Annotated in this window: 12 protein-coding genes; 6 read left to right on the forward strand and 6 right to left on the reverse strand. The window is 48.3% G+C overall.

Going from position 1 to position 21,850, the window contains the following annotated elements:
• Positions 1-27 precede the first annotated feature (27 nt).
• Together ACKU41_RS01505 and ACKU41_RS01510 are read right to left on the reverse strand one after the other, a co-directional pair.
• Positions 28-1,269, reverse strand: coding sequence for a hypothetical protein (locus ACKU41_RS01505; protein WP_321403646.1), 1,242 nt, complete (start codon positions 1,267-1,269; stop codon positions 28-30).
• A gap of 97 nt (positions 1,270-1,366) precedes the next feature.
• Positions 1,367-2,659, reverse strand: coding sequence for an L-serine ammonia-lyase, iron-sulfur-dependent, subunit alpha (locus ACKU41_RS01510; protein ID WP_319781157.1), 1,293 nt, complete (start codon positions 2,657-2,659; stop codon positions 1,367-1,369).
• Between the two features lie 221 nt (positions 2,660-2,880).
• On the opposite strand from ACKU41_RS01510, the gene ACKU41_RS01515 reads away from it, so the two are divergent.
• Positions 2,881-4,359 (forward strand): proline dehydrogenase family protein, encoded by a 1,479-nt coding sequence (locus tag ACKU41_RS01515; RefSeq protein ID WP_321403649.1) that lies wholly within the window; start codon positions 2,881-2,883, stop codon positions 4,357-4,359.
• Between the two features lie 203 nt (positions 4,360-4,562).
• On the opposite strand, the gene ACKU41_RS01520 is transcribed toward ACKU41_RS01515, so the two are convergent.
• From ACKU41_RS01520 to ilvA, 3 genes are all read right to left on the reverse strand, one after another.
• A complete protein-coding gene (locus ACKU41_RS01520) occupies positions 4,563-5,312 on the reverse strand; it encodes a 4'-phosphopantetheinyl transferase superfamily protein (protein ID WP_321403651.1) in 750 nt (249 codons plus the stop codon).
• Entirely contained in the window at positions 5,305-12,078 is a 6,774-nt protein-coding gene (locus ACKU41_RS01525) for a non-ribosomal peptide synthetase (RefSeq protein ID WP_321403653.1), read from the reverse strand. The genes ACKU41_RS01520 and ACKU41_RS01525 overlap by 8 nt, the downstream gene beginning before the upstream one ends.
• A 159-nt stretch (positions 12,079-12,237) precedes the next feature.
• Entirely contained in the window at positions 12,238-13,563 is a 1,326-nt protein-coding gene (gene ilvA, locus ACKU41_RS01530; RefSeq protein ID WP_321403655.1) for a threonine ammonia-lyase, read from the reverse strand.
• A 1,203-nt stretch (positions 13,564-14,766) separates the two neighbouring features.
• Here ilvA and ACKU41_RS01535 point away from each other — a divergent pair.
• Positions 14,767-15,393 (forward strand): HD domain-containing protein, encoded by a 627-nt coding sequence (locus ACKU41_RS01535; protein WP_321403657.1) that lies wholly within the window; start codon positions 14,767-14,769, stop codon positions 15,391-15,393.
• A 489-nt stretch (positions 15,394-15,882) separates the two neighbouring features.
• Here the strand turns inward: ACKU41_RS01535 and ACKU41_RS01540 are convergent, their stop codons facing one another.
• Positions 15,883-17,289, reverse strand: coding sequence for a sigma-54 dependent transcriptional regulator (locus tag ACKU41_RS01540; RefSeq protein WP_319781148.1), 1,407 nt, complete (start codon positions 17,287-17,289; stop codon positions 15,883-15,885).
• A 584-nt stretch (positions 17,290-17,873) separates the two neighbouring features.
• Here ACKU41_RS01540 and ACKU41_RS01545 point away from each other — a divergent pair.
• Genes ACKU41_RS01545 through ACKU41_RS01560 form a run of 4 tightly spaced genes read left to right on the forward strand, consistent with a single transcriptional unit; the run spans position 17,874 to position 21,777 of the window.
• Positions 17,874-18,143, forward strand: a complete 270-nt coding sequence (locus ACKU41_RS01545; protein WP_319781147.1) for a transposase — start codon at positions 17,874-17,876, stop codon at positions 18,141-18,143.
• Positions 18,144-18,164: 21 nt separating this feature from the next.
• Positions 18,165-20,168, forward strand: coding sequence for a CoB--CoM heterodisulfide reductase iron-sulfur subunit A family protein (locus tag ACKU41_RS01550; RefSeq protein ID WP_321403660.1), 2,004 nt, complete (start codon positions 18,165-18,167; stop codon positions 20,166-20,168).
• Between the two features lie 10 nt (positions 20,169-20,178).
• Positions 20,179-20,604 (forward strand): hydrogenase iron-sulfur subunit, encoded by a 426-nt coding sequence (locus ACKU41_RS01555; RefSeq protein WP_319781145.1) that lies wholly within the window; start codon positions 20,179-20,181, stop codon positions 20,602-20,604.
• 24 nt (positions 20,605-20,628) lie between these two features.
• Entirely contained in the window at positions 20,629-21,777 is a 1,149-nt protein-coding gene (locus ACKU41_RS01560; protein WP_321403663.1) for a Coenzyme F420 hydrogenase/dehydrogenase, beta subunit C-terminal domain, read from the forward strand.
• The last annotated feature ends 73 nt before the right edge of the window (positions 21,778-21,850 follow it).

Here is a 21,850-nt window from a genome sequence, read left to right on the forward strand (position 1 = left end):
TATTGGGTGTAGCTGTACCACTAGTTTTTATTGATGATTGACTAGGGCAATCAAGGGTGACAGCACCAACAGGATTCCTGTCAGCACTATTATTTGGGGTTGCAGTCCCCGGTATTTGGTCAGGGCGTCCACTTTGTAAACAAGAAGAACGGGAATAAAGCAGCCGATGACAGCAAAAATAGGACTGCAGATGCTGGTGAAATAAAGAATCGGAAAATCGACTATGGTCGCGGTCCAGCCGAGCAGCACTATAAGAGCCACAACCCCGGCGGAGAGCATGCTCATGTTAACCGACTCCTTGGATCTGTTTCCAAGGAAAAGGTTGAAATAAAGCCCGACACAGGCTTCATGCAGTCCGAGCAGCACTCCGAAAAAGGAAGTGGTTACAGCACAAATGTCTATGGTCACTCCCAGAGCAGGGACAAATGTTCCTGGTATGACCTTGGCCATTATCGCCAAAAAAGATGTGTTTTGTACAAAGGCGTTGTAGGCATCCTGATGCGTTATGGACATGGTGCATGAAAATGCAAATAAAAAGACCACACTGGCCAGAATTAGAAAGGCGCGGTTCATTATCTGAAATGCTTTTTCCCGGGCAACAGTGATGTCCTCGTATTCGGAGCGTACATAGACTACCATTGGGCTCAATGATTGCAGAAACAGAATCGAGGTCATGGCAAAGGGCAGTGTCACGATAGTCTGTGAGAGCATGTTCCAGATGGAAGAAATGTCTTTTATATTGTCGAAATCCCATTGGGGAGTGATCATCAAGGCAAGAATGATCAAAGATGAAAGGATGACGACGACAAGAACCTTGGACAGGTGAAACAGCAAATTCTTACTTGCAAAAGCGAGAAAAACCAGAAAACAAATCAACAGCAGGGCATATAGATGGTTTGTGGACAACAGCCCCTCAGTCAACCCTGCACTTTGGATATAGGAAGCACTGTCATTCGTGACAGTTTCACTGTACACGCAGAGCCAGATCAGAAGCATTACAAAATATATGATGCCCAGTGCCGCTCCCGATTTGCTGCCTAGATATTCGCTGATGGTCGTTGGATAGTCCGAGGCATCCCGAGACTCGATTAGGGTATTTATGTACATTCGCTGAAACAGGTATAAGGCTGGATAGGCAATGAGGATTGCCAGCAGAAATGTCCACAGCCCGACAAGTCCGGCCTGAATGGGCAGGAATACGATCCCCGCCCCGATTCCCATGCCGATATTAACAGCAACCCATCCCCAGTCTTTTGAATTCATTTTCATGTGTGCGCACCTTTGCGGTTATAGCTGATTTTGAAAACAGGCACTCTGCATGAACATGAGTGTCGATGGAACAAATCCCTGTTACAACTATTATAGATTAAGAAGTCATAATTTTCAGTATAACGTCATCGGTCTGCTTCATTCCGCAACTGGCCAGCTCTCCTATGTTGCGGATTGTGGCTTCCACATCGCTGCCTACAATTCCATCACCTCCATGAAGATCCTTGTGGTAGGAGGCCAGAGTGGCGGAATCGAAGGCTGCGTAAATGCCGGTGGCGATTTTCATGGCACAGGAAGGTTTTGCGCCGTCGCAGATCACACCGGAAATGTTTCCCAGAGTGTTTATAATGGCGTGGGTCACGGTAGTATAATCTTCGCCGAGCAGGAAAGTAATTGCCCCGCTGACACCGGCTGCAGCACACATGGCACCACAATAAGCGGACAGGCGACCTACCTGAGTCTTAATGTGTACTGTGCAAAGATGGGACAGAAAAAGGGCTCTGATCAATTCTTCATCGGATATTACTTTCATCCGAGCATACATGATCACGGGCAGTGAGGCGGTCATGCCCTGATTGCCGCTGCCGCTGGTGGTCATTACCGGAAGAGGACAGCCGCTCATCCTTGCGTCACTTCCTGCGGCAGCGTAACTGGCACAGCGGTTCCGGATATCGTCTCCGTAAATTCCCTGTTCGATATTTTTAACGATACTGCTGCCGATGTTCACTCCGTAAGTATTTTGCAGCCCCTCATCCGCAATAGTGGTGTTGAGTTCTATTACCTGTTCGAACAGCGGTCGGATCAGATCTAAATCTATGTCTTTGGCTAGCTGGTAAATCAGCTGAACCGATAGGATGGATCGGTCTTCCTGGGTTGTATTGAAATTTTCCGGGCTGAATCCACGGTCAAGAATAATTTGTCCGTTTTTGACCACCTTGGTGAGGTTGGTGTGCAGGTACTGCACTTCCACGAGAGCACTTTTGTCTCCGGCAAAAGCTTCAACCCGTACGTAAAGTTTAACCGGAGTATTTTCATGGACGATTTCAAATGATACCTTTTTAAGGTATTCCCTGACATTTTCCATGTCATGTTCGGTGACCGAACTGATGACCATCAAATCTTTTTTGCAGTCCCCGGCAACAATGCCCATGGCTGCCGCAGTCTCAATACCGATCATTCCTCCGCTGTTAGGCACAACAACGCTTTTTACATTCTTTATTATGTTCCCGGAAACAAAGATTTTTACGTGTTCAGGTTGTTCTTCCAGAACCTCTTTGGCCTTGGCGGCAACCAGAGCAATGGCAATTGGCTCTGTACACCCCTGCGCTGGAACTATTTCCTCATTCAGAATATTTAATACTTTTTTGATGGTATCCTGTTTATTCGGCATTCATTTCTCCCTGAATAATTCCGGTTTTATTACGGTATTCCGGTTGGTGACTTCTTGTATGCGACTGAAATTAATAACACCTTGAATATATAGATACAAGATATTATCTTCAACAGCTTGTTGTCTTAATATCCTTGGGGCGTTATTGATAAGAAAAATTAAAAATAGTAATTATTTTGGCAGTTGTTTATTTTTAAAAATACAAAAAAGAGCACAGGAAAATGAAACGTTTTTTCTTCCGGACTATTGCACTTGTTTGTTGTATTCAATTTTTAATAGGTTCAGAGGCTCCTCTCTTATGGGCCGGACAACCTGAGCGGACTGATAGCAGCCCTTCAAAGTTTTTTCTGCATGCCGAAACTATTACTGTACAAAAGCTGGATACCATTGAGAAACAACTTCAGGCGTATCTGGACAGTGACGAGAGTTCTCTTTCAGACCGATTGCGAAATAACCTGATCGACCTAAGCATGTGGGGGCCAATGGCGGGATGTAGTCAGTGGTTTCTTGAAACCCTTGGTGATAGCGGGACTGCTCGCAATATTTTTTTCTTTGCCATGCCGCTTGTAAAATGGATGAGTGAACCGTTCATTTTTCCGGTGGAAACAGAAGGCGCTGATTCCCGAAAAGAAGTGAATACGGTCTTCAACCTGATTTCCCGCCTGAAAAAGGACGGAATGGAATCCAGTCTGGACAACGTGGGCGACGCCTCTCTTTCACCGCAGGATGCACGGGATTACCGCAACTACTATCTCAAACTCATAGAGCAATTTGTCCGCGATAAAAATATCCCGGAACTGGCCGTGTCCCTCAAATTTTCCGCATTGGTCCATAATCAGGAAAGTGCAGTGGATATGGCCGATCCCCAAAAAGCAGCAGCTAAAAGAAAAGAAATCAAATCCGCACTGGTTGCCTTGCTTGAAGCGGCAAAACAATCCCCCAAAAAGTTATTTCTCCGTATCGACATGGAGGAATATGTCTTCAAGGACATGACCTTGGAAATATTCAGGGAAGTTGTTGAGGAAAATCCGTCCCTGATCCGTAACCATGACGGCAGCTTGCGTCTGGGTGTCGTTATTCAGGCTTATCTGCGCGACTCCGCAAAAGATGTGGTAGCTCTCGCCAAGTGGGCGCAGATGAAGGGCTTCCGGGTTCCGATCAGGTTGGTCAAGGGAGCCTACCTTGTCCATGAACGGGAAGAAGCTCAGGAAGAAGGCCGGAAAAGCCCGGTCTGGAATTTCAAGCCATCAACAGATGCTAATTACGAAGGATTATGCACATACATGCTGCTCAATCGGGATGTCATTCAGCCCGCATTTGCTACACACAATATTAGAAGCATCGCTCATGTAATGGGCCTTGCCGAAACTCTGGGGATTTCTTCAAAGGATATCGAGCTGCAAATGCTCTACGGCATGGGGGATCCGATCAAGAAAGCAATTGTTGCTATGGGATATTCCATGCGCGAGTATATCCCGGCAGGGTCACTGGCGAGAGGATTGAAATACGCAGGCCGTAGATTCCAGGAACTTGCCAACAGCGACAATGCACTGGCTCGGACTATGCGAGGTGATTTTACGTCAGTAGACGGAACGGCTCCGGAGTTTAAAGGCGAAGAGGATATTAAGGATGGTGAATTCATAAGGCAAGTAGTGCAGGAAGCTCTGGTGCAACTGTCAAAATACATCCAAAAGACTTAGGCATAGAAACATCTTCATGATTACAGTTGCAACCAGCGAAAGAAGAATTAATACCCCCGCTGGGGAAAACAGGTGTTTTGTAGAATGCCCGGTGTCCTTTTGAATTTAGTAACACAGACAAGATGGCATGATTATCAGTTCTGCGTCATTATCGGTTATCTATATGAAAATAGTTGGCTACATCCTTCAGGGCAAACATATCATCAGTAGTTTATATTCTCCTGCATGAGATCGTTTTCCCAACAAACGCACAGATGAAGCCCGGAATAAAAACCAGAAGTGAAGTTCCAACCCGGAAGTGATTTTTCTTCAATTTGAGGGGTATCCCCGTGAATATCCCATTGTAAATTTACGGAATTTGGATTTTGCGACAACCCGACACCGATGGCCTTTAGATAAGCTTCTTTGGCCGTCCAGAGTTGGTAAAAGGCAGACTTCATTTCCGAAAGTGATAGCGATTTTAAAAATCTGAATTCTTCCGGGGTACAGATGGTTTTCAGCATGGTGATAATGTCCGGCTGCGTTCGTTCGTATTCAATATCAATCCCGATCCTCCCTGTGCGATGGATAGCTAAAGTAAGGCTGTTGGAACTGTGCGACATATTAAAGTCGGTCAAAGGTGGGTTGCTTTTTTGTTGACCTAAAAACAGTTTTCCATGTGAAGTGTATCCGATACGAATTTCTTGAGGAGGTTCAGAAAGTTCTCCCGCAAGCCATAGACGAAGCAGGACCCTACGCGCAGTATATTCTTCTCGATGCCGGGCAAACTTGTATTTCCCCGCCCGTGAACGTTCTTGAGGGGACAAGATATGTCCATGCTTGATCAGTCGGCATCGATCTTCGGGTAAGCGCACCACAATAATGTCCACCCCTTCAGCCGGTTGAAATAATGTCGACAGGTCGCATCCGAATTCAAGAGCCGTTTCGATCAGCCGATTAGGGCGATTATTCATTTTTCCCAATAAATCCCGAGTCAAGATAGTAGTTCATATACCGCCTGAACAGCTGCGCAAGATCCATATCCTTCTGGGTATGCGTAGTTGGGTGAAGTTCCAGAAAGTTGTTTTCCAGAGGATCTGGGAAGCATGGAGTTTCCTCCGTGTATAACCCCTTGAGCATGTGCAGCGCAGAACCTTCCGGAGCTTTCTCCAGATACTCGGCATACCATTCTTGATGGCTGGTAATTTTGACCGGATATCCATTGTTCTCAATGTGGCTTATTAGTTCTGTCCAGGTTAACCGCAGAACCCCGCTCAAGTTCCAGCTTCCGTGTGCGGCTTGGGGCATGTTGATCAGTCTGATTATTTCAGACGCCAGAAAATCTACCGGTGTAATCTCAAGTTTTCGGTCCCAGTCAGGAGCGACTCCGGTTTCAGCACAGGCCCGGATGAGTAGGGAAAGATGGTTCCGGCTGTGGTCAACTAGTCCGCTCCGGGAGTGCCCGGTCACGTATCCGACCCGCAGGATACGTGCGTCGAAGTCGTGCCTGCGCATGCGCTCCGTAAACCGTTCACCGGTCCATTTGCTCAACAGATAGCCCGACCAGTTCGGATCAGGCTGATCCTCCGCAGCAACAGCCCCTGTGGTGGAGATGAAATCGAATCGTCGGATGCCTGTCTTGACCGCAAGTTGGATGAGTTCCAGTGTCCCGAGAACATTGGCTTGCCTATGCTGGGCATATCCATACAGATGATTGACCATGGCACCGCAGTGCAGGATATGTCCGACGGTGTTCGTAATAACGTCGAGATCCAGTTCTTCCAACGCAAGGCCGGGAGCGGCCAGATCCATCTTACAAACCCGCAACAGTTTACGAGCTTCCGGCTCAAGGCTGATGTTGCGGGTGTTCAGAGCTCTATCCAGTGTTTGTGCCGGGTCAAGGCCGTCTTTTGGCCGGACCAAGGCAATGACCGGCTGTTTTTTACTGCATAGCAGTTTTTTCAGAATGTGAGTCCCTACAAATCCGCCTGCGCCCGTAAGCAGAACCGTCTTTTTGTCGGCATTAACGCGCAGTGACGGACCTGACTCCCAGTCTATGAGCAAGCGTGAGTCTTTATATGCCTGATCAATGGAGGTGTCCTTTTGTGCTCCATGTTCATCGTCTTTGCACAATTCTGCAAGGTACCCCAACGTTGGTTTTTGCAAAAAGACCGGTAATTTTATTTCATGACCCTTTTCTTTGCGTAACTCTACAATCATCTGCATGAGCAGAAGCGAATGTCCTCCATACTGGAAAAAATCACTGTCCGGGTTAAATTGATCAGGCTCCTGCCCGAGCAACCGCGCCCAAAGTTCCGCCAATTCCTGTTCAGTTCGATCAAGTTTTATCTGAGTCCGTGATCCAGGGGAGGATATTCCGCCCAGCATGCTGAATTCCGGTTCTGGAAGGGACTTGCGATCCACTTTTCCGCTCGGGGTGACCGGAAGTTGATCGCGCTTGAAAATTTTCGCCGGGACCATATAGCTCGGGAGTACTTTTTTTAGGGCCGTTTGGATTTCTTCCGGATCAGGAGAGTCGGCATCTCCTGCGTAGTCGGCAATGATGCACGGACCCTGCGGACTTTGTTGAAAATAGCGCGCAGCAGCAAACCGGACTCCTTCCAGACGCATGATCGCTGATTCAATTTCTCCGAGTTCGACCCTGAATCCTCTTATTTTTATTTGGTGGTCAGTACGCCCATGGTATTCCAATAAATTTTCCTGCCCCCAAGCAACGATATCACCAGTGCGGTAAAGCCGTTTTTCCGGAATCAATTCCGAAGAGATAAACCGTTCGTCCGTTCTTTTAGGCTCGCGCAGATATCCTTCGGCCAAGCAATCTCCGGCAATGTGCAACTCTCCGCACAGTCCGTTCGGTACAGGCATTCCGGCCGGGTTGAGCAGGTAGTAGCGGGTATTGCTGATTGGGAATCCGATAGGCACAATATCCGGTCCTTGTCCGGGGGCTTTTTCCGGGCAAGGTTGTGCGCTGCTTTCCCCAGTTTCCGTGGGACCGTATAGATTGTGGATTTCTACGTTGAGTTTGCGTTTGCAGCGGTTGACCAGAGTTTGGGGCAACCCTTCACCACTGCAGAAAATGCGTTTTAAATGCGCCAGTTCGATTTCTTCTCCACTGTCAAGGTAGTCGAGAAAAATAGACAGCATCGCCGGTACGAAATGAACGTTGTTGATTCTTTCCGACTCGAGCAGACCCAGTATGCAGGCCGGGTCCCGGTGGCAGTCCGGACCGGACACAATCAATGTTGCTCCGCAGGTCAGGGGCCAGAATATTTCGCCCACCGAGACATCGAAATGGCAGGGGGTTTTAAATAAATATTTTTCCCCGGTCGTCAGTCCGTACTCACGTTGCATCCAGCAGACACGGTTTACCGCCGACCGGTGACCTACCATAACACCTTTGGGCATTCCCGTAGTGCCAGAGGTGTAGAGGATATAAGCCGGAGCATCGGGGGAAATTTCTTTCAGGTTTACGGACGAAGAGTTTGTAAGGCTGTCGAATCGAGTGAGAACGCGATCGGGAATACCTTGAATACTGTTTTCATCTTTGCAAATCACCAACGACGGGCGAGCGTGGCTGTAAATGCGGGACAGTCGTTCGGCAGGCATATCCGGGTCCAGAGGGAGGTAAGCGTAGCCCGCTTTGAGAATCCCGAGCATAGCCGGAACCATCTCGGGACCGCGTCTGAGATGGATTCCAATACAGTCTCCTGCCTCCTGCGGGGGGCCCACTTTTGAAAGCAGATCGTATGCCGTCTGATCGGAGAGCGCATCAAGTTGCCAATAATTAAGGGTCCTTCCATCATAGACAAGGGCCGGGCGATCATGATATTTTTTTGCGCAATCTTTAAAAAGTCTGCCGAGTGAAACTGCCGGGTACTCGGCTTCACTTCGGTTGGCCGTTATTTCCGCCCGGTCTGTCGGTAACAGGCCGGACAGTAAGCTGCGCAGCTTTATAGACGCGTCGGTTCCTGCCTGCTCGGCAAGTTTTTGGGCTCCATGAACAAAAATATCTATAAGGATTTCTGCCGTATGTCGTCCCGGTTTTTCCGGGTTGTATTCAAGTATGACCTCAAGTCCCTGCTCCTGCCTGTTAAAACAAAACAGCAGAGTATCGAATTTGGCACTTCCATTGAAAAGCTGCTCCAGCTCGTAATTCTGTCCCTGCCATGAGCCGTTCATGGACATGGAATTTTCCATGGCGAACAAGGCCCGGAACATAGGGTTGCCGCCCTGCCGATTTCGTTTGTCCAGCATTTCTGCAAGCGCATCCAGTGGAACTTCCTGCCGGTCCAGCATGGCCAGTGAATCGCGTTGGTTGTTATCTATCAGGCTGTTCAAGGTTGTTGTGTCTGTAAACCGGGTGCGAAACGGAGCGGTCACTACCAGAAATCCTATCAAGTCGTCTGCGTGCGGGAATAGGGGGCGTGAGGAAACCGGAACTCCTACGGTCAGGTCGTCCTGTCCGCTCAAGGCAAATATGGAAGACTGGTACAGTGCCAGCAACAGGGCAAAAAGAGTGGCATTTCTTTCCCTAGCTAGGCTGGAGAGTTTGCGTATTGTGTCGTGATCAAGATGACGGCGGACCAGATTTTCCCCGGAGCTGTTTTTCATCAGAACTGAGTGCGGCCAATGAATTTCAGAATCCATGCCCTTGAAATGTTCAGCCAATTTTCGAAGATTTTTTTGTGAGTGCTGACTTTGTATGGATTCCCGCATGGCATGGGCGTAGTGGCGGTATTGCATGTGCGGCACCGGCAGAGGAGGTCTGCCGGTGGATACGGCGGCATAGCTGCGTCCAAGGTCCTTGAGCAGGACATCATAGGAATTGCCGTCAAAGACGATGTGGTGGATATTAAAATAGACAGCACTTTTCCCGTTAACGCTTTCAATCAATCGAATATCAAAAAGCGGATATCTTTCAAGGTCGAAAACCTGTTTTGCCCACCGGCTGCATGTTACAGAAATATCGTTTTCAGCCACCTTTTCGAGAGGGAGTGTATAAGGTTGATGCGCGTTGATCCGTTGAAACAATTCGCCGTGTTCAAATAAGAAGGTGGTCCTCAGGCTTTCATGCCGCTCCAGCAATCGGTTGAGCGCCTCTTCCAGAAAAGTATGATTCAGAGGACCGTCAAACCGCGCCAGAAACGGAACATTGTATGTCTCTGGCGGTTCGGCATGATAGGTGTAGTACATGGAGCGTTGTGCCGGGGATGCCGGGAACGTTGTCACTTGGTTTTTCGGACATGCGTCGGGGAGCGGAGCCTGTTGAAACTCTTCGTATTGCACAGCATCGCTGGCTTCAATGCATCGGGCCAGTTCTTCAAGTACCGGGTGTTCGAATACATCCTTGATGGAGAGATCCCGGGAAAACGCTTGCCTGCACAGCATGACCATGCGGGCTCCGAGCAGAGAATCTCCGCCGAGCATGAAGAAATTGTCGTGGGCACCCACAGACGTATAGTTTAACAGATCGGACCATATTCGTGCCAGCCGTCGCTCGGTCCCTGTCTTCGGAACCACCATATCATCGCGGTCCTGTTGATCCGGAACAATGTCCGGTGCGGGAAGAGCCTTGCGATCTGTCTTGCCCGTGGGAGACAGTTTAAAATTATGCATGTGGATAAAACGTGAGGGAATCATATATACCGGCAGGGTGCATGCGAGATGTTCCCACAGAACGCGTGTGGCGATGGGGTTGCCGTCGTTGGTGATATAGTAGGCTGCCAGTTTTTTTTCTTCTCCTTCTCCGTAAGCCAGCACCACGCTTTCACGAATGTCGGCATGCTTTTCCAGTATGGTTTCTATTTCTCCTGTTTCTATCCGAAAGCCTCTTATTTTGACTTGAAAATCAGCTCGTCCCAGATAATCGAGGGTTCCGTCCTGCCGACGCACCACAAGATCGCCGCTTTTGTACAGCCGCGAAGGGGCTCCCGGGCCGATCTCCTTAGCAAAAGGGGAGTCGATGAATCGTTCTCGATTCAGGTCGTCTCTTCGAAAATATCCGCGAGCAACACCGGCCCCTCCGATATACAGTTCACCAGGAATTCCCGGAGGCATCGGCTGCAACCTACTGTCCAAGACATAAAACGAAAGATCGGACAACTTCTCTCCGATGGGTGATAACGCGCTTTTGCGTTTGAGATCATCTGGGGCGACTTCATGAAATGTAGCATGTACAGTGGTTTCGGTGATGCCATACATGTTGATCAGACGAGGCGCATCCCATGGATGGCGCAACCACCATGATTCAAGTCGGGCGATGTTCAGAGCCTCACCTCCGAAAATCACATACCGCAGGGTCGTGCAGGAGTGTTCCGCATTTTTATCCGCCTCGGAAAATTGATAAAATGAGGAAGGAGTCTGACTCATAATCGTGACGCGTTCCCTGCGAACCAACTCATGGAAGCGATCCGGTTCACGTGAGGTGTTGTACGGAACAAACACGAGGCGCGCACCATGCAGAAGTGCCCCCCATATTTCCCAGACTGAAAAATCGAATGCATATGAATGAAAGCAGGTCCAGACATCCTCTTCATTAAAGTTGAACAGGGCTTCTGTTGTGTAGAAAAGGCGGACTGCGCAACCGTGTTCGAGCATTACCCCTTTGGGTTTTCCCGTGGACCCTGAAGTATAGATAACATAGGCCAGATTTGTATCCGTGGAGATGGGATCGGGCTGGGTCGCCGGATAGGAAGACAGATGCTCCCAACCAGTGTCCAGAGAGATTATGCCGTAGTCTCCATCCACCATGTAGAGCAGATTTTCCAAGTGGTGCTGTTGGGTAAGGATGATCCGGCAACGGGCGTCCTCCGCCATGAATTTGAGACGGTCTTCGGGGTATCGGGGGTCCAAAGGCACATAGGCTCCTCCTGCCTTTAGCACGGCGAGAATACCAATGATCATGTCCGGGCTGCGGTCGGTTGAAAGCCCGATCAGCTCATCTGGCCGCATTTTTTCTCCGGTGGTGAGTTCATACAGAGCGCGAATGGCGTGGGCTATTCTGTTGGAGCGTTCATCCAGCTCCTGATATGTCAATTCCCGTCCTTGACAACTGATGGCAATCCTTTCTGGGAATGCAGCGGCCTGCTCAGCGAAAAGTCCGTGCAGGGTGCGTCCTGTGCAATCGAACTGCTCCACGACATTCCAATTGATTAGTGCGTCCCGTCTTTCTTCTTCTGTGAGCAATGGAAATTCGAACAAGCTATGTTTCGGATTTTCGAGACAGTGTTCGAGCAGCATTGAGAGGTGAGCAGCCATTTGTTTCAAAAATTCCGAACTGAGAAGATTTGTATTTGCTGCTATAATGGGAGGTTCGTGCGACTCCGGTTTTTGAATAAAAAGAAGGACTTCGTCGTCCGAAAAAATATCCACGCTGTCTGCAACCGCGATTCGAAGCGATTTCCCGTTGATGGGAACGGTGCCGACTTCAGTGTCTGAATCGCAAGATCCGGGTGCTTCGGAAAGGATATTCAACAAATCTTGAAATCCGTTTTCTTGCGAGATGGATATGGAACGTCTGCCCGAAAGATTGAGGGTGGTGTTGTATTCTAGCCAATCCAATTCTTCCTGCCCGGAATACCTGGAAATCAGAGCCACCCATGCCGCAACCGTAATCAAACGGGCATTGGTGTCCGAGGAAAAATCTTTTATCTTTTTTAGGGTTGCTTTTGAAAGGGGGATGTCCGTTTGATGCGAAGAAAAGTTTGTATTCTGTGACATGAAAATTCCTGCATGTGAAACGGAGTGGTCACTAAGTGCCTAAGCTCATCTGGGCTCCTTGCAACTTTTCCGATTTAGAGTGTTATGCTGACGAAGTCGTACTCTTAAAAAATATGCAACTCTTTGGCGGTTTAATAGAAAATGAAGTTCAACATTTGTCTATTGCATGCGTTTCGTTTCAAAACCTGCAGCACTAAGTTTCTTTACCACGGAATCCACATGCTTGTTGTCCTTGGTTTCGATAATCAGTTCATAGGCTGTGGACATGGGCGAAGCTGCATGGAAGATGGGATCGTACTCAAGGTTGACCACCTCAGCACGGTTTTGCGCGATTATCCTTGCAATTTCAGGGTAAATGTCGCCGTGTCCGTTATGGGAAATCACGCGAATCTGAGCCAACTGTCCCTGATGAAACATGTCGCGTTCCAAAAGAACGGCAAAAAGACGGGCATCAATGTTGCCCCCCGTGATGGGCGTTGCGACTTTCTTCCCGGAAAACATGCCGCTATGTTGCAGGAGTGCGGCAACACCTACGGCCCCGGCTCCTTCTGCCACCAGCTTATGTTCACTCCATATGCGGGTGATGGCATGGGCAATGTGTTCTTCGTCTACCACAAGAACATCCTCCAAAAGACGCTCGTCAATGGACCATGGCAGTTGACCAGGAGTATGCACGGCAATCCCTTCCGCCAGCGTCTCGCCGCCGGTCCTGACCGGTTCATGGTGCATCATTTGATGCATAGCCGCATAACTCGCCGCTTCAACCCCGTAGACCTTCAGTTTGGGATTGAGATTCTTGGCCGCAGTTGCGCATCCGGCAATCAATCCACCTCCGCCCACAGGCACAAGCATAATTTCCGTCTCAGGCTGATCTTGCATGATTTCCAATCCCACCGTCCCCTGTCCGGCAATGACCAATGGATCATTGAACGGGTGAATGAAGGTCAGACCGTCCTTTTCGGCTTTATGCAATGCAAACGCCAGAGACTCGTCGAACTCCTTTCCATGGATGATTACATCGCCGCCTAGGCTGCGTGTACGGCGAATTTTTGTGTGCGGCGTTACTTCGGGCATGACGATTACCGAAGGGATTCCGAGCAATTTGGCATGGTAAGCCACGGCCTGTGCATGATTTCCCGAACTGGCCGCGATCACCCCGTGCTCCCGCTCTGTCCGGCTGAGTGTCACCATCTTATTGTAAGCCCCGCGCTCCTTGAATGCGCCGGTATACTGCATATTTTCAAGTTTGAGGTATAAGTCCGTCCCGGTCCGTTTGGAAAGCATGCCTCCCGCAACCAGTGGAGTTCGCTGAACATGGCCCCGAAGTCTTTGTGCTGCTTCCTGAATTAATTCCGGAGTCACGCACGGAGATTCTTTTCCGGCAAAGACCCTGCCGACCAAGCCCGGCATGGTCAGTATCACCGTGCTTGCCAAAAGCGTACGAATACAATCTCTTCTATTAATGCTTGTAGTGTCGAAATCCATTTCATTTCTCCGTGGCAATGGGACTATTCTTTAGCGATAGGAACCCGCATGCTTCGATCTTGAGTACCTTTCTGGTATTATAAAACGTCAATCTGTATGAAACGTTTGTAGGATATCCTTTTTTTTGTAATCTCAATTATCGGTCGATTCAAGGATAAAACTTTTTTTTGAATTCAACTAAGCAATCATCAATGCCTCCGGACCTTTTAATTCTGTCTTTGATCTCTGTTGTCTTATTGTATTTATGATATTTATTTTGGAAAAACAGTTCCCCTTTGCTTGAACCCTGCCTTCCAGCCATTGGTTCATAAACAGGGAGGCCGTCTCAGACAAAAAGTTTCCTCCTGCGAACAGATTATAATCTCCGGCGTAAGCATCGTTGTTTCCCAAGCTGAACAGAACAGGTTGATCCGGAAAACGGGACTTGATTTGAAACACGAAAAATCGGACGGTTTTGTAAATAAATGATTTCAGGGCCGCAGGGGATACAGATCCGTAGAGATTGTAAAAGGCCGCCGGTTTCGCTACCAGTCGATTGAAAAGAGTTGCATCACTGAACGGATTAAAATGTACGTCGCTTATGATTACGAAATCTGAAGATGAAACACCGCATCCGCTGTCCGCTCCAAGCAGTACTGGAGTAATACAGAGAAGGATCACCAACAGCAGGCAACTTGGAATTACCGATTTGCCTGCTGCTGGTGATGAAGTAAATTTGTGGTTCGACATAGTTATTGGCTACGGCTGTTTGAGAGGGGCGTTTTTACCTTTTGTTATTTTTGTGCAGTAAAAAGATAATGAAAAGTGGTCGCATGCAAAATATCTCAGTTTGTCTAGGTCTGTAAAGATGTAGTTATAAAAATAATTATGCAATTACTGCTACTGCGGTAGCCACTGACCCTAATGGAAAAGAGGTTAGTCTTGAAACATTGGAAGTTGATATTGTGATCGGGGAGCTCTGGTGTTGATAGGTTTACCGGCGGTGGACTGTCTGAGCGGGAAAAATTAATCATCTGCCAATTGTTCCCACTCGATGCCCATTTTGTCAGTGATGTGTTTTAAGGTGCCGTGGTCTCAATCCGGTTGTCTACCACAATATTTTTTTGTAGAAATTGTACGTGTTTGTAAATTAGGATAAAATTGGCGTTTTCCAGTCTCGAATAATTCACTGTTAGCTGTTGAGATTAATTAAGGGAAGATTTGGTGCTAGATAAATACAAAAGCAAATTTGAAAGCTATATCCGATCCGAGATGGTTCAAGATTCAGCTCATGATATTAACCATGTTCGTAGGGTTGTTAAAACAGCCAAAGAACTGTGCGATAAAGAAGAGGCAAAGCTGGAGGTCGTTTTACCTGCGGCATACTTGCATGACTGTTTTACCTTTCCTAAAAATCACCCAGAGCGAGTATCAAGTTCCAGAGTTGCCGCAGAAAAAGCGGAAGCGTTTCTTCTATCGATCTACTACCCGAAAGAGTACTTGGAGGAAATTAAACACGCAATTGTGGCACATAGTTTTAGCGCGGGAGTTAAGCCGAACACCGTTGAGGCTCAGATAGTCCAAGATGCGGATAGGCTTGATGCTCTCGGTGCGATCGGCATTTCACGATGCATTCAGGTCAGCTCAAGTTTTGGTGCCAGCTTGTATCACAGTGAAGACCCTTATGCTGAAAGCCGTGCACTTGATGATAAAACTTATGCTTTGGACCATTTTCAAGTAAAGCTCTTTAAACTGGCTGATCAAATGAATACGGCTTCGGCTAAACGAGAAGCCAAGAAAAGAGTTAAGTTTATGGAGTTATATATAGAGCAGCTCGCTACAGAGATGTAGAAAAAGCTTACAATGCGTTTAAGCGCAAGACCGTAACACTTAATCTGTAATCAATTACAACTTAATCAATTATTGAGTTAATCTTCCGCCAACTACTCCCATTCAATACCATTGCGTCAGCGATCCGTTTCAAGGTGCTGGGGCGCAATTTATCAGAGTTGTTTTTTCATCTGTGAAAAGCTGGCCTGAGTAATCCCCATCTTGTCGGCTATTTCCTGCTGGGTATGTTATTTCAGGTGGTTAACACCCGTTCTTTTCTCTTATATTACGTTCTCACCTGTAAAAAAAGGTGAGTAAAAGGTGAGTAGGGGAGATCCATTTTTAATGAAATTACGTCTGGATGAGTTTGTTTTATGCCCCCGTTTATCCCTTTTGAATTGTTGTTTTAAAGATTATTTACATCTAGTTAGTAATTAATCAATTCAAGGATAATTCTGTTTTTTAGTGTCCAAGTTTATTCTTTTCTGCTTTGTACTTCATTTGCTGCTCTCAAACCTGCCTTGAAACCCCATGTTGCTTCATAAGAGCGTAATAACGAGCCCTGGATAGTCCTGATATGCGACATCCTTGAGCGACATCGCCATCTGTGATTTCAACCAGCTTGATCAGGTAGTCTTTTTCTATTTCAGCAGTATGTGTATTGCGATATGTTTTTAGGTCCGGCAGACTTGTTGTTTTTGGGGCTGTCTCGATACGGGATGTTTTTGCAGTGGTCTGTACTATTGTTTGCCTTGCCAGCCGAGCGCGCATGCTTTTAGGCAGGTGGCGAGAGTGGAGAGTTGTTTCATTTCGACTGAGTGTAACGGCCTGTTCTACCGTATTTACTAATTCGCGGATGTTGCCGGGCCAGTCATATTGCAGGAGAACTTCCAGAAAATCAGGTGAAAAATCACGATAAGGCAGTTGGAATCGTTTGCAGTAGCGACGAATATGATGGCAGGCCAGTTCATTGATGTCTTCAGAAATGTCCCTGAGTGAGGGTAGCTGGATGTGGCTTCCAAGAAGTCTGTACAGAAGATCTCTTCTGAATTGCCCGTTTTCCACCATTGTTTCGAGATCCTTGTTAGTTGCAGCCAGCAGCCTGAAGTCACTGGCTGTTTCCTTGGCGCTGCCTACGGCCCGGAAAGTGCGTCCTTCCAATACTCTGAGAAATACCTTTTGAAGCGATAATGGAAGTTCGCCCACCTCATCAAGGAAAAGGGTGCCTCCGTCAGCCTGTTTGATGAGGCCCACCGAACTGCTGTCCGCACTTGTATAAGCCCCTCGTTCATGGCCGAAAAGTAGATTCTCCGCGAGTGTGTCCGGCAGGGCTGCGCAGTCGACGACGATAAAGGGTTTGTTCCGGCATTTGCTGTTCTGGTGTATGGCCCGGGCAAAAAGTTCCTTGCCTGTGCCTGTTTCTCCGTTGATAAGCACGCTTGATTTAGATGCCGCAGCACGTGCTGCGTTGTTCAGGCATGATTTTAATCGTCTGCTGCTTCCGACTATGCCTTCCCGCTTAAATTGTACCGGTTTGCCCGCTGAGCTTTTTTCAATGTGAGATTCCATTGCCAGATTGATCTGTGCAAACAGGCACTGTTTATTCGAAGGCTTGGTGAGATAATTAAAGGCTCCGTTCTGAATTGCCCGTTCGGCAGTGTCTGGGTCTCGGTTGCTGGAGAGGATAATGACCTCCGGAAACGATGGTATCTCCCGTATTGATGATAGATAATCCATGCCGTCTCCATCCGGGAGATTGTCGCCAAGCAATACGGTTTTATAGCTGCCGAGATGCAGCATGGCCATGGCTTTTGAGAGTGAATCACATCTGTCCACAGGCAGATTGTTGTGAGCCAGGTCTCTCTCTAATGTCTCGGTAAAAGAGTTGTTGCCGTCAATGATGAGTATGTCAGTCATCCATGAATTTCTCCGTTAATATCTATATTGGAAATTCCCCTACAAACCATAGCACAATTAGGTGAGTGATTGCCAACTATGTCTTCATGTTCTGTATAAAAAAAGGATATAAATCATGATAAGTATCTTAAATAAATAGTGTCTTTTATTATGGGACAGTGTGCTGAAGTGATAAAAGAGAGGGTGTTCAATAGAAATATCCAGTGATCATTATGGTTAGTGCTCTCAGTCCTCACTTTGTGGGCAGTCAAACTTCGTAAAACAAGATTTGTCTTGTCTCGCAAGACTGAAAATTGCGTTTTAGCGCTGTTATCGGGATGTTCGAAGTCTGGAGAATGAGATCAATTAATGGAGATTTCTGTCTATATTCAATCCGGTATGCATCTTGTTTAGAGAGAAAGTGAGATGAGGCGGTAGTAGGGAGCAAAGAGTCTTTAAGCTGTATTTATTCTTTAAAATAGAAGCAATAGAAATGCACAGCTCAAGTCAGATAATGCGCGGATATATGGCGGATAGTCTCATAGTCTCCATATAGATTTCTAGAAAACAGGATACATGGGCAGACTGGCAAGGAGGAACGTCGGATGAGGCGAAAATGGGATGCCAGAACAAAAGCCAGAATCGTTTTGGAAGGGCTTACAAAAGGAGGCATAAGCGAATTGTGCCGTACTCATGATCTTCGTCCGGGCCAGTACTACAAATGGAGGGGGCAATTTATGGAGAATTGCCATTTGATTTTCGAGAAGCAGCCAGGTCCTCCGACTGAATCCGAGTTGGCAGTAGAGAATGAGAAGCTCAAGCGGCTGGTGGGTGAACTTACTTTGGAATTGAATAACGGCAAGAACATTCGTTGACCACCTTTTGGAGGCGTAATCATGGCAAAAAAGATCGGCGTATATGTCTGCCATTGCGGATCGAATATAGCGGGCAAGGTTGACTGCGAAAAAGTTGCCGATTTTGCAAGGCAACTTAAGAATGTTGCGGTTGCCCGGGATTATCAGTTCATGTGCTCGGACCCCGGTCAGGAAATGATTATTCGGGATATTCATGAATATGGTCTCAGCCGCGTTGTGGTCGCGTCCTGTTCCCCCCGGCTGCACGAAAAGACTTTTCAGAAGGCCTGTGCCCGTGCCGGTCTTAATCCTTATCTGATGCAGCATTGCTGTATCCGTGAGCATTGTTCATGGATAACGGGAGATTCTGATCAGGCTACAGCCAAAGCCATGCATATTGTCGAGGCGGCTGTGCACAGGGTGGTCAGGCATCAGGAGCTATTCTCCCGTGAGGTGGATGTTTTACCCGATGTAATGGTCGTTGGTGCGGGGATTGCCGGTATTCAGGCTGCTCTCGATATCGCAAAGTCCGGACACAAGGTTCATCTGGTGGAGAAGGCTCCATCCATCGGCGGACATATGGCCCAGTTCGATAAGACTTTTCCCACCCTCGACTGTGCGGCCTGTATTTCCACCCCCAAGATGGTTGCGGTCTCTCAGGAACCCAATATCAATCTCATGACCTGGAGCGAAGTTGAGGATGTTTCGGGATTCGTAGGCAATTACACGGTCACGGTCCTGCGCAGGCCACGTTATGTTAACGAGACGATCTGTACCGGATGCGGGGCCTGTCTGGAGAAATGTCCGACCAAGGCCATCAGCGAATTTAACGAAGGGTTGGGTACACGTAAGGCCATTTATCGCAATTCGCCGCAGGCGGTTCCCAATACGCCGGTCATAGACGGCACAGTCTGTAAGAAAATTACCAAGGACAAGTGCGGAATCTGCCAGAAAATCTGTCCCACCGGGGCCATTGACTACACCATGCAGGAGAAACGTGAGGTCTTCAATGTGGGCAGTATTGTCCTTGCCACCGGATACGACACAATGGACCCCGCTCCCATAGCTGAATACGGGTTCGGCCGGTACGACGAAGTCTATACGGCCCTGCAGTTCGAACGCTTGAACAATGCCGTCGGTCCGACCGGGGGCAAGATAGTAATGAAGAACGGTCAGTCGCCGGAAAGTGTCGCCATAATCCATTGCGTGGGCAGTCGCGACAAGAATTATCACGAGTACTGTTCCCGGACCTGCTGCATGTATGCCCTTAAATATGATCATCTTATCAAGGATAAGGTCGGTCATGATGTCAATGTCTACAATTTTTATATTGATATGCGCTGCTTCGGTAAGGGGTATGAAGAGTTTTTCAAGCGGGTTCAGGAAGAGGGCGTGACCTTTATCCGTGGCCGTCCCGCAGAAATTGTTCAGGAAGGCGAAAAGCTGGTTGTGGTTGGAGAGGATACCCTGCTCGGCATGGATGTTCGGGTTCCGGTGGACATGGTTATTCTCTGTACTGCCATGGAGCCGCGGTCGGACATGACTGATGTGGCCCGTATTTTCGGTGTATCGCAGGGACAGGACGGCTTCTTTCTGGAAGAGCATCCCAAGCTTGGGCCGGTTTCAACCGCTACAGACGGAATTTTTCTGGCAGGAGCCTGTCAGGGACCGAAGGATATTCCTGATGCGGTTGCTCACGCTTCAGGCGGAGCTGCTCAGGCATTGGCTCTGGCGGCAAAGGGAAAGGTTTCTATTTCACCCACCACATCATGGATCAATCCGGATATCTGTATCGGTTGCAAGGTCTGTATTAACCTCTGCGCCTATTCCGCAATTGAATTTGATGAACGGAGGCAGGTATCGGTCATTAATGAAGCAATGTGCAAAGGCTGCGGCAGCTGTGCCGGATACTGTCCGAGTGGAGCAGCCCAGATCAAGCACTTCAGCGAGAACCAGATATTTGACGAAATCGACGGCCTTCTGGGGATGATGCCGGAGGCCGTTCCTGAACAATCCACTGAAATCCGGGCCGCGGAAAAGGCTTGAGGAGACGGTCATGAGCGATAAATTCGAACCGACAATAGTGGCTTTTGTCTGTAACTGGTGCACCTATACCGCGGCAGATCTCGCCGGGACTTCAAGGATGGTGCAGCAACCCAACCTAAGGCTGGTCAGGATGATGTGTACCGGCATGGTGGACCCCAAGTACGTTATCAAGGCACTGCTCTCCGGGGCTGACGGAGTTCTAGTCAGTGGGTGCCATCCCGGTGACTGCCATTACATCAACGGCAACTACAAGGCCCGGCGCAGGATAAAGCTGCTGAATGAGATTCTTCCACAGTTCGGCATTGAGAAGGAAAGGGTGAAGCTGACCTGGGTCGGCGCCAGTGAAGGAAATGAATTTGCGGCCACGGTTAATAATTTCATTAATGAAATACGTGAAATGGGTCCCATGGAAGCGCGTTCCATGGCGGTTATCTAACGCTGCGGACCGGGAGGTTGTGACATGGCGACCACTGCAAGAATAAAGGTTGAAGGAAAAAATCCTGTTCAGGCTTTGCAGGGATTTTTGAAAGGGCTTTTGAATGATGACGTTCTGGGCGGCATTATGGTGCCTGTCCATCTGTTCGGCAAGGGCATGCCTATGCCCACGCTGGTGACTGATCCGGAACAGCTGTCCATGGCTGACCCTCTGGCTCCGGCATTTCCCATGAACAGCGCAAAGCTTCTTTCCCGGCTGACCCGTGGACAGTCCGGGGAAAAAATCGCCGCAGTCATGCGCCCGTGCGAGATCAGGGCCTTTGTCGAGTTGGTCAAGCTGAATCAGGGCAGTCTCGACAGTATCATTATTGTTGGTATGGACTGTGCCGGGGCCTACGGTAACACCGATTATTTGAAGTTTGTCGGCAGCAATGATCCGGTCAAGGCCACCATTGATTTTTGGGGACAGTACGGCTGCGCAAATGAAACTGCTGTGGACGGCGTGGACATAGCTTCCGCCTGTCGTGTCTGTGAGCATCCGGCTCCGGCCAATGCCGACATCATAATCGGAATAGCCGGTGCTGACCTGCACGTGAGCATACCGGTCTCGGCATCCAGTGCGCGCGGGGAAGCTTTACTCAACAGTCTCGGTCTGCCTGAGGAGAAAACTCCCAACGGACGTGAAAAGACTCTTAAGGAAATTATTGAACGCCGGACGGCGGCTCGGGATACAATGATGGAAGAAACAAGAGCTCTGACCGGGTCTTTGTCGAAACTTTCCGAATACTTTTCATCTTGTGTCAACTGCTATAACTGCCGGGTCGCCTGCCCTGTTTGTTACTGCAAGGAATGTGTCTTCAATACCGATGTCTTTGAGCACAAGCCGTGGCAGTTCATGGGCTGGGCAAAGCGCAAGGGCAGTCTGAAGTTGCCTACGGACACGGTTTTCTATCACCTGACTAGGATGACCCACATGAGTACGGCCTGCGTAGGTTGCGGACAGTGTTCCAATGCCTGTCCCAACGATATCCCGGTTATGGAATTGTTCAGGACTGTTGCCGCGCAGACACAGCAGGGGTTTGATTATCTACCGGGCAGGAGCCTTAATGAGCCGCCGCCGTTGTCGGTGTTCAAGGAAGATGAATTTCAGGAAACGGTATCGCATATGGCCTAGTGTTGCGGTTAATGTTTGTAATTAAATGAAATTTAATTTTCATACAAAATAAATCTATATTTATTTTGTGGAC

This window comes from Maridesulfovibrio sp., assembly GCF_963678865.1.
Taxonomy (GTDB): Bacteria; Desulfobacterota; Desulfovibrionia; order Desulfovibrionales; family Desulfovibrionaceae; genus Maridesulfovibrio.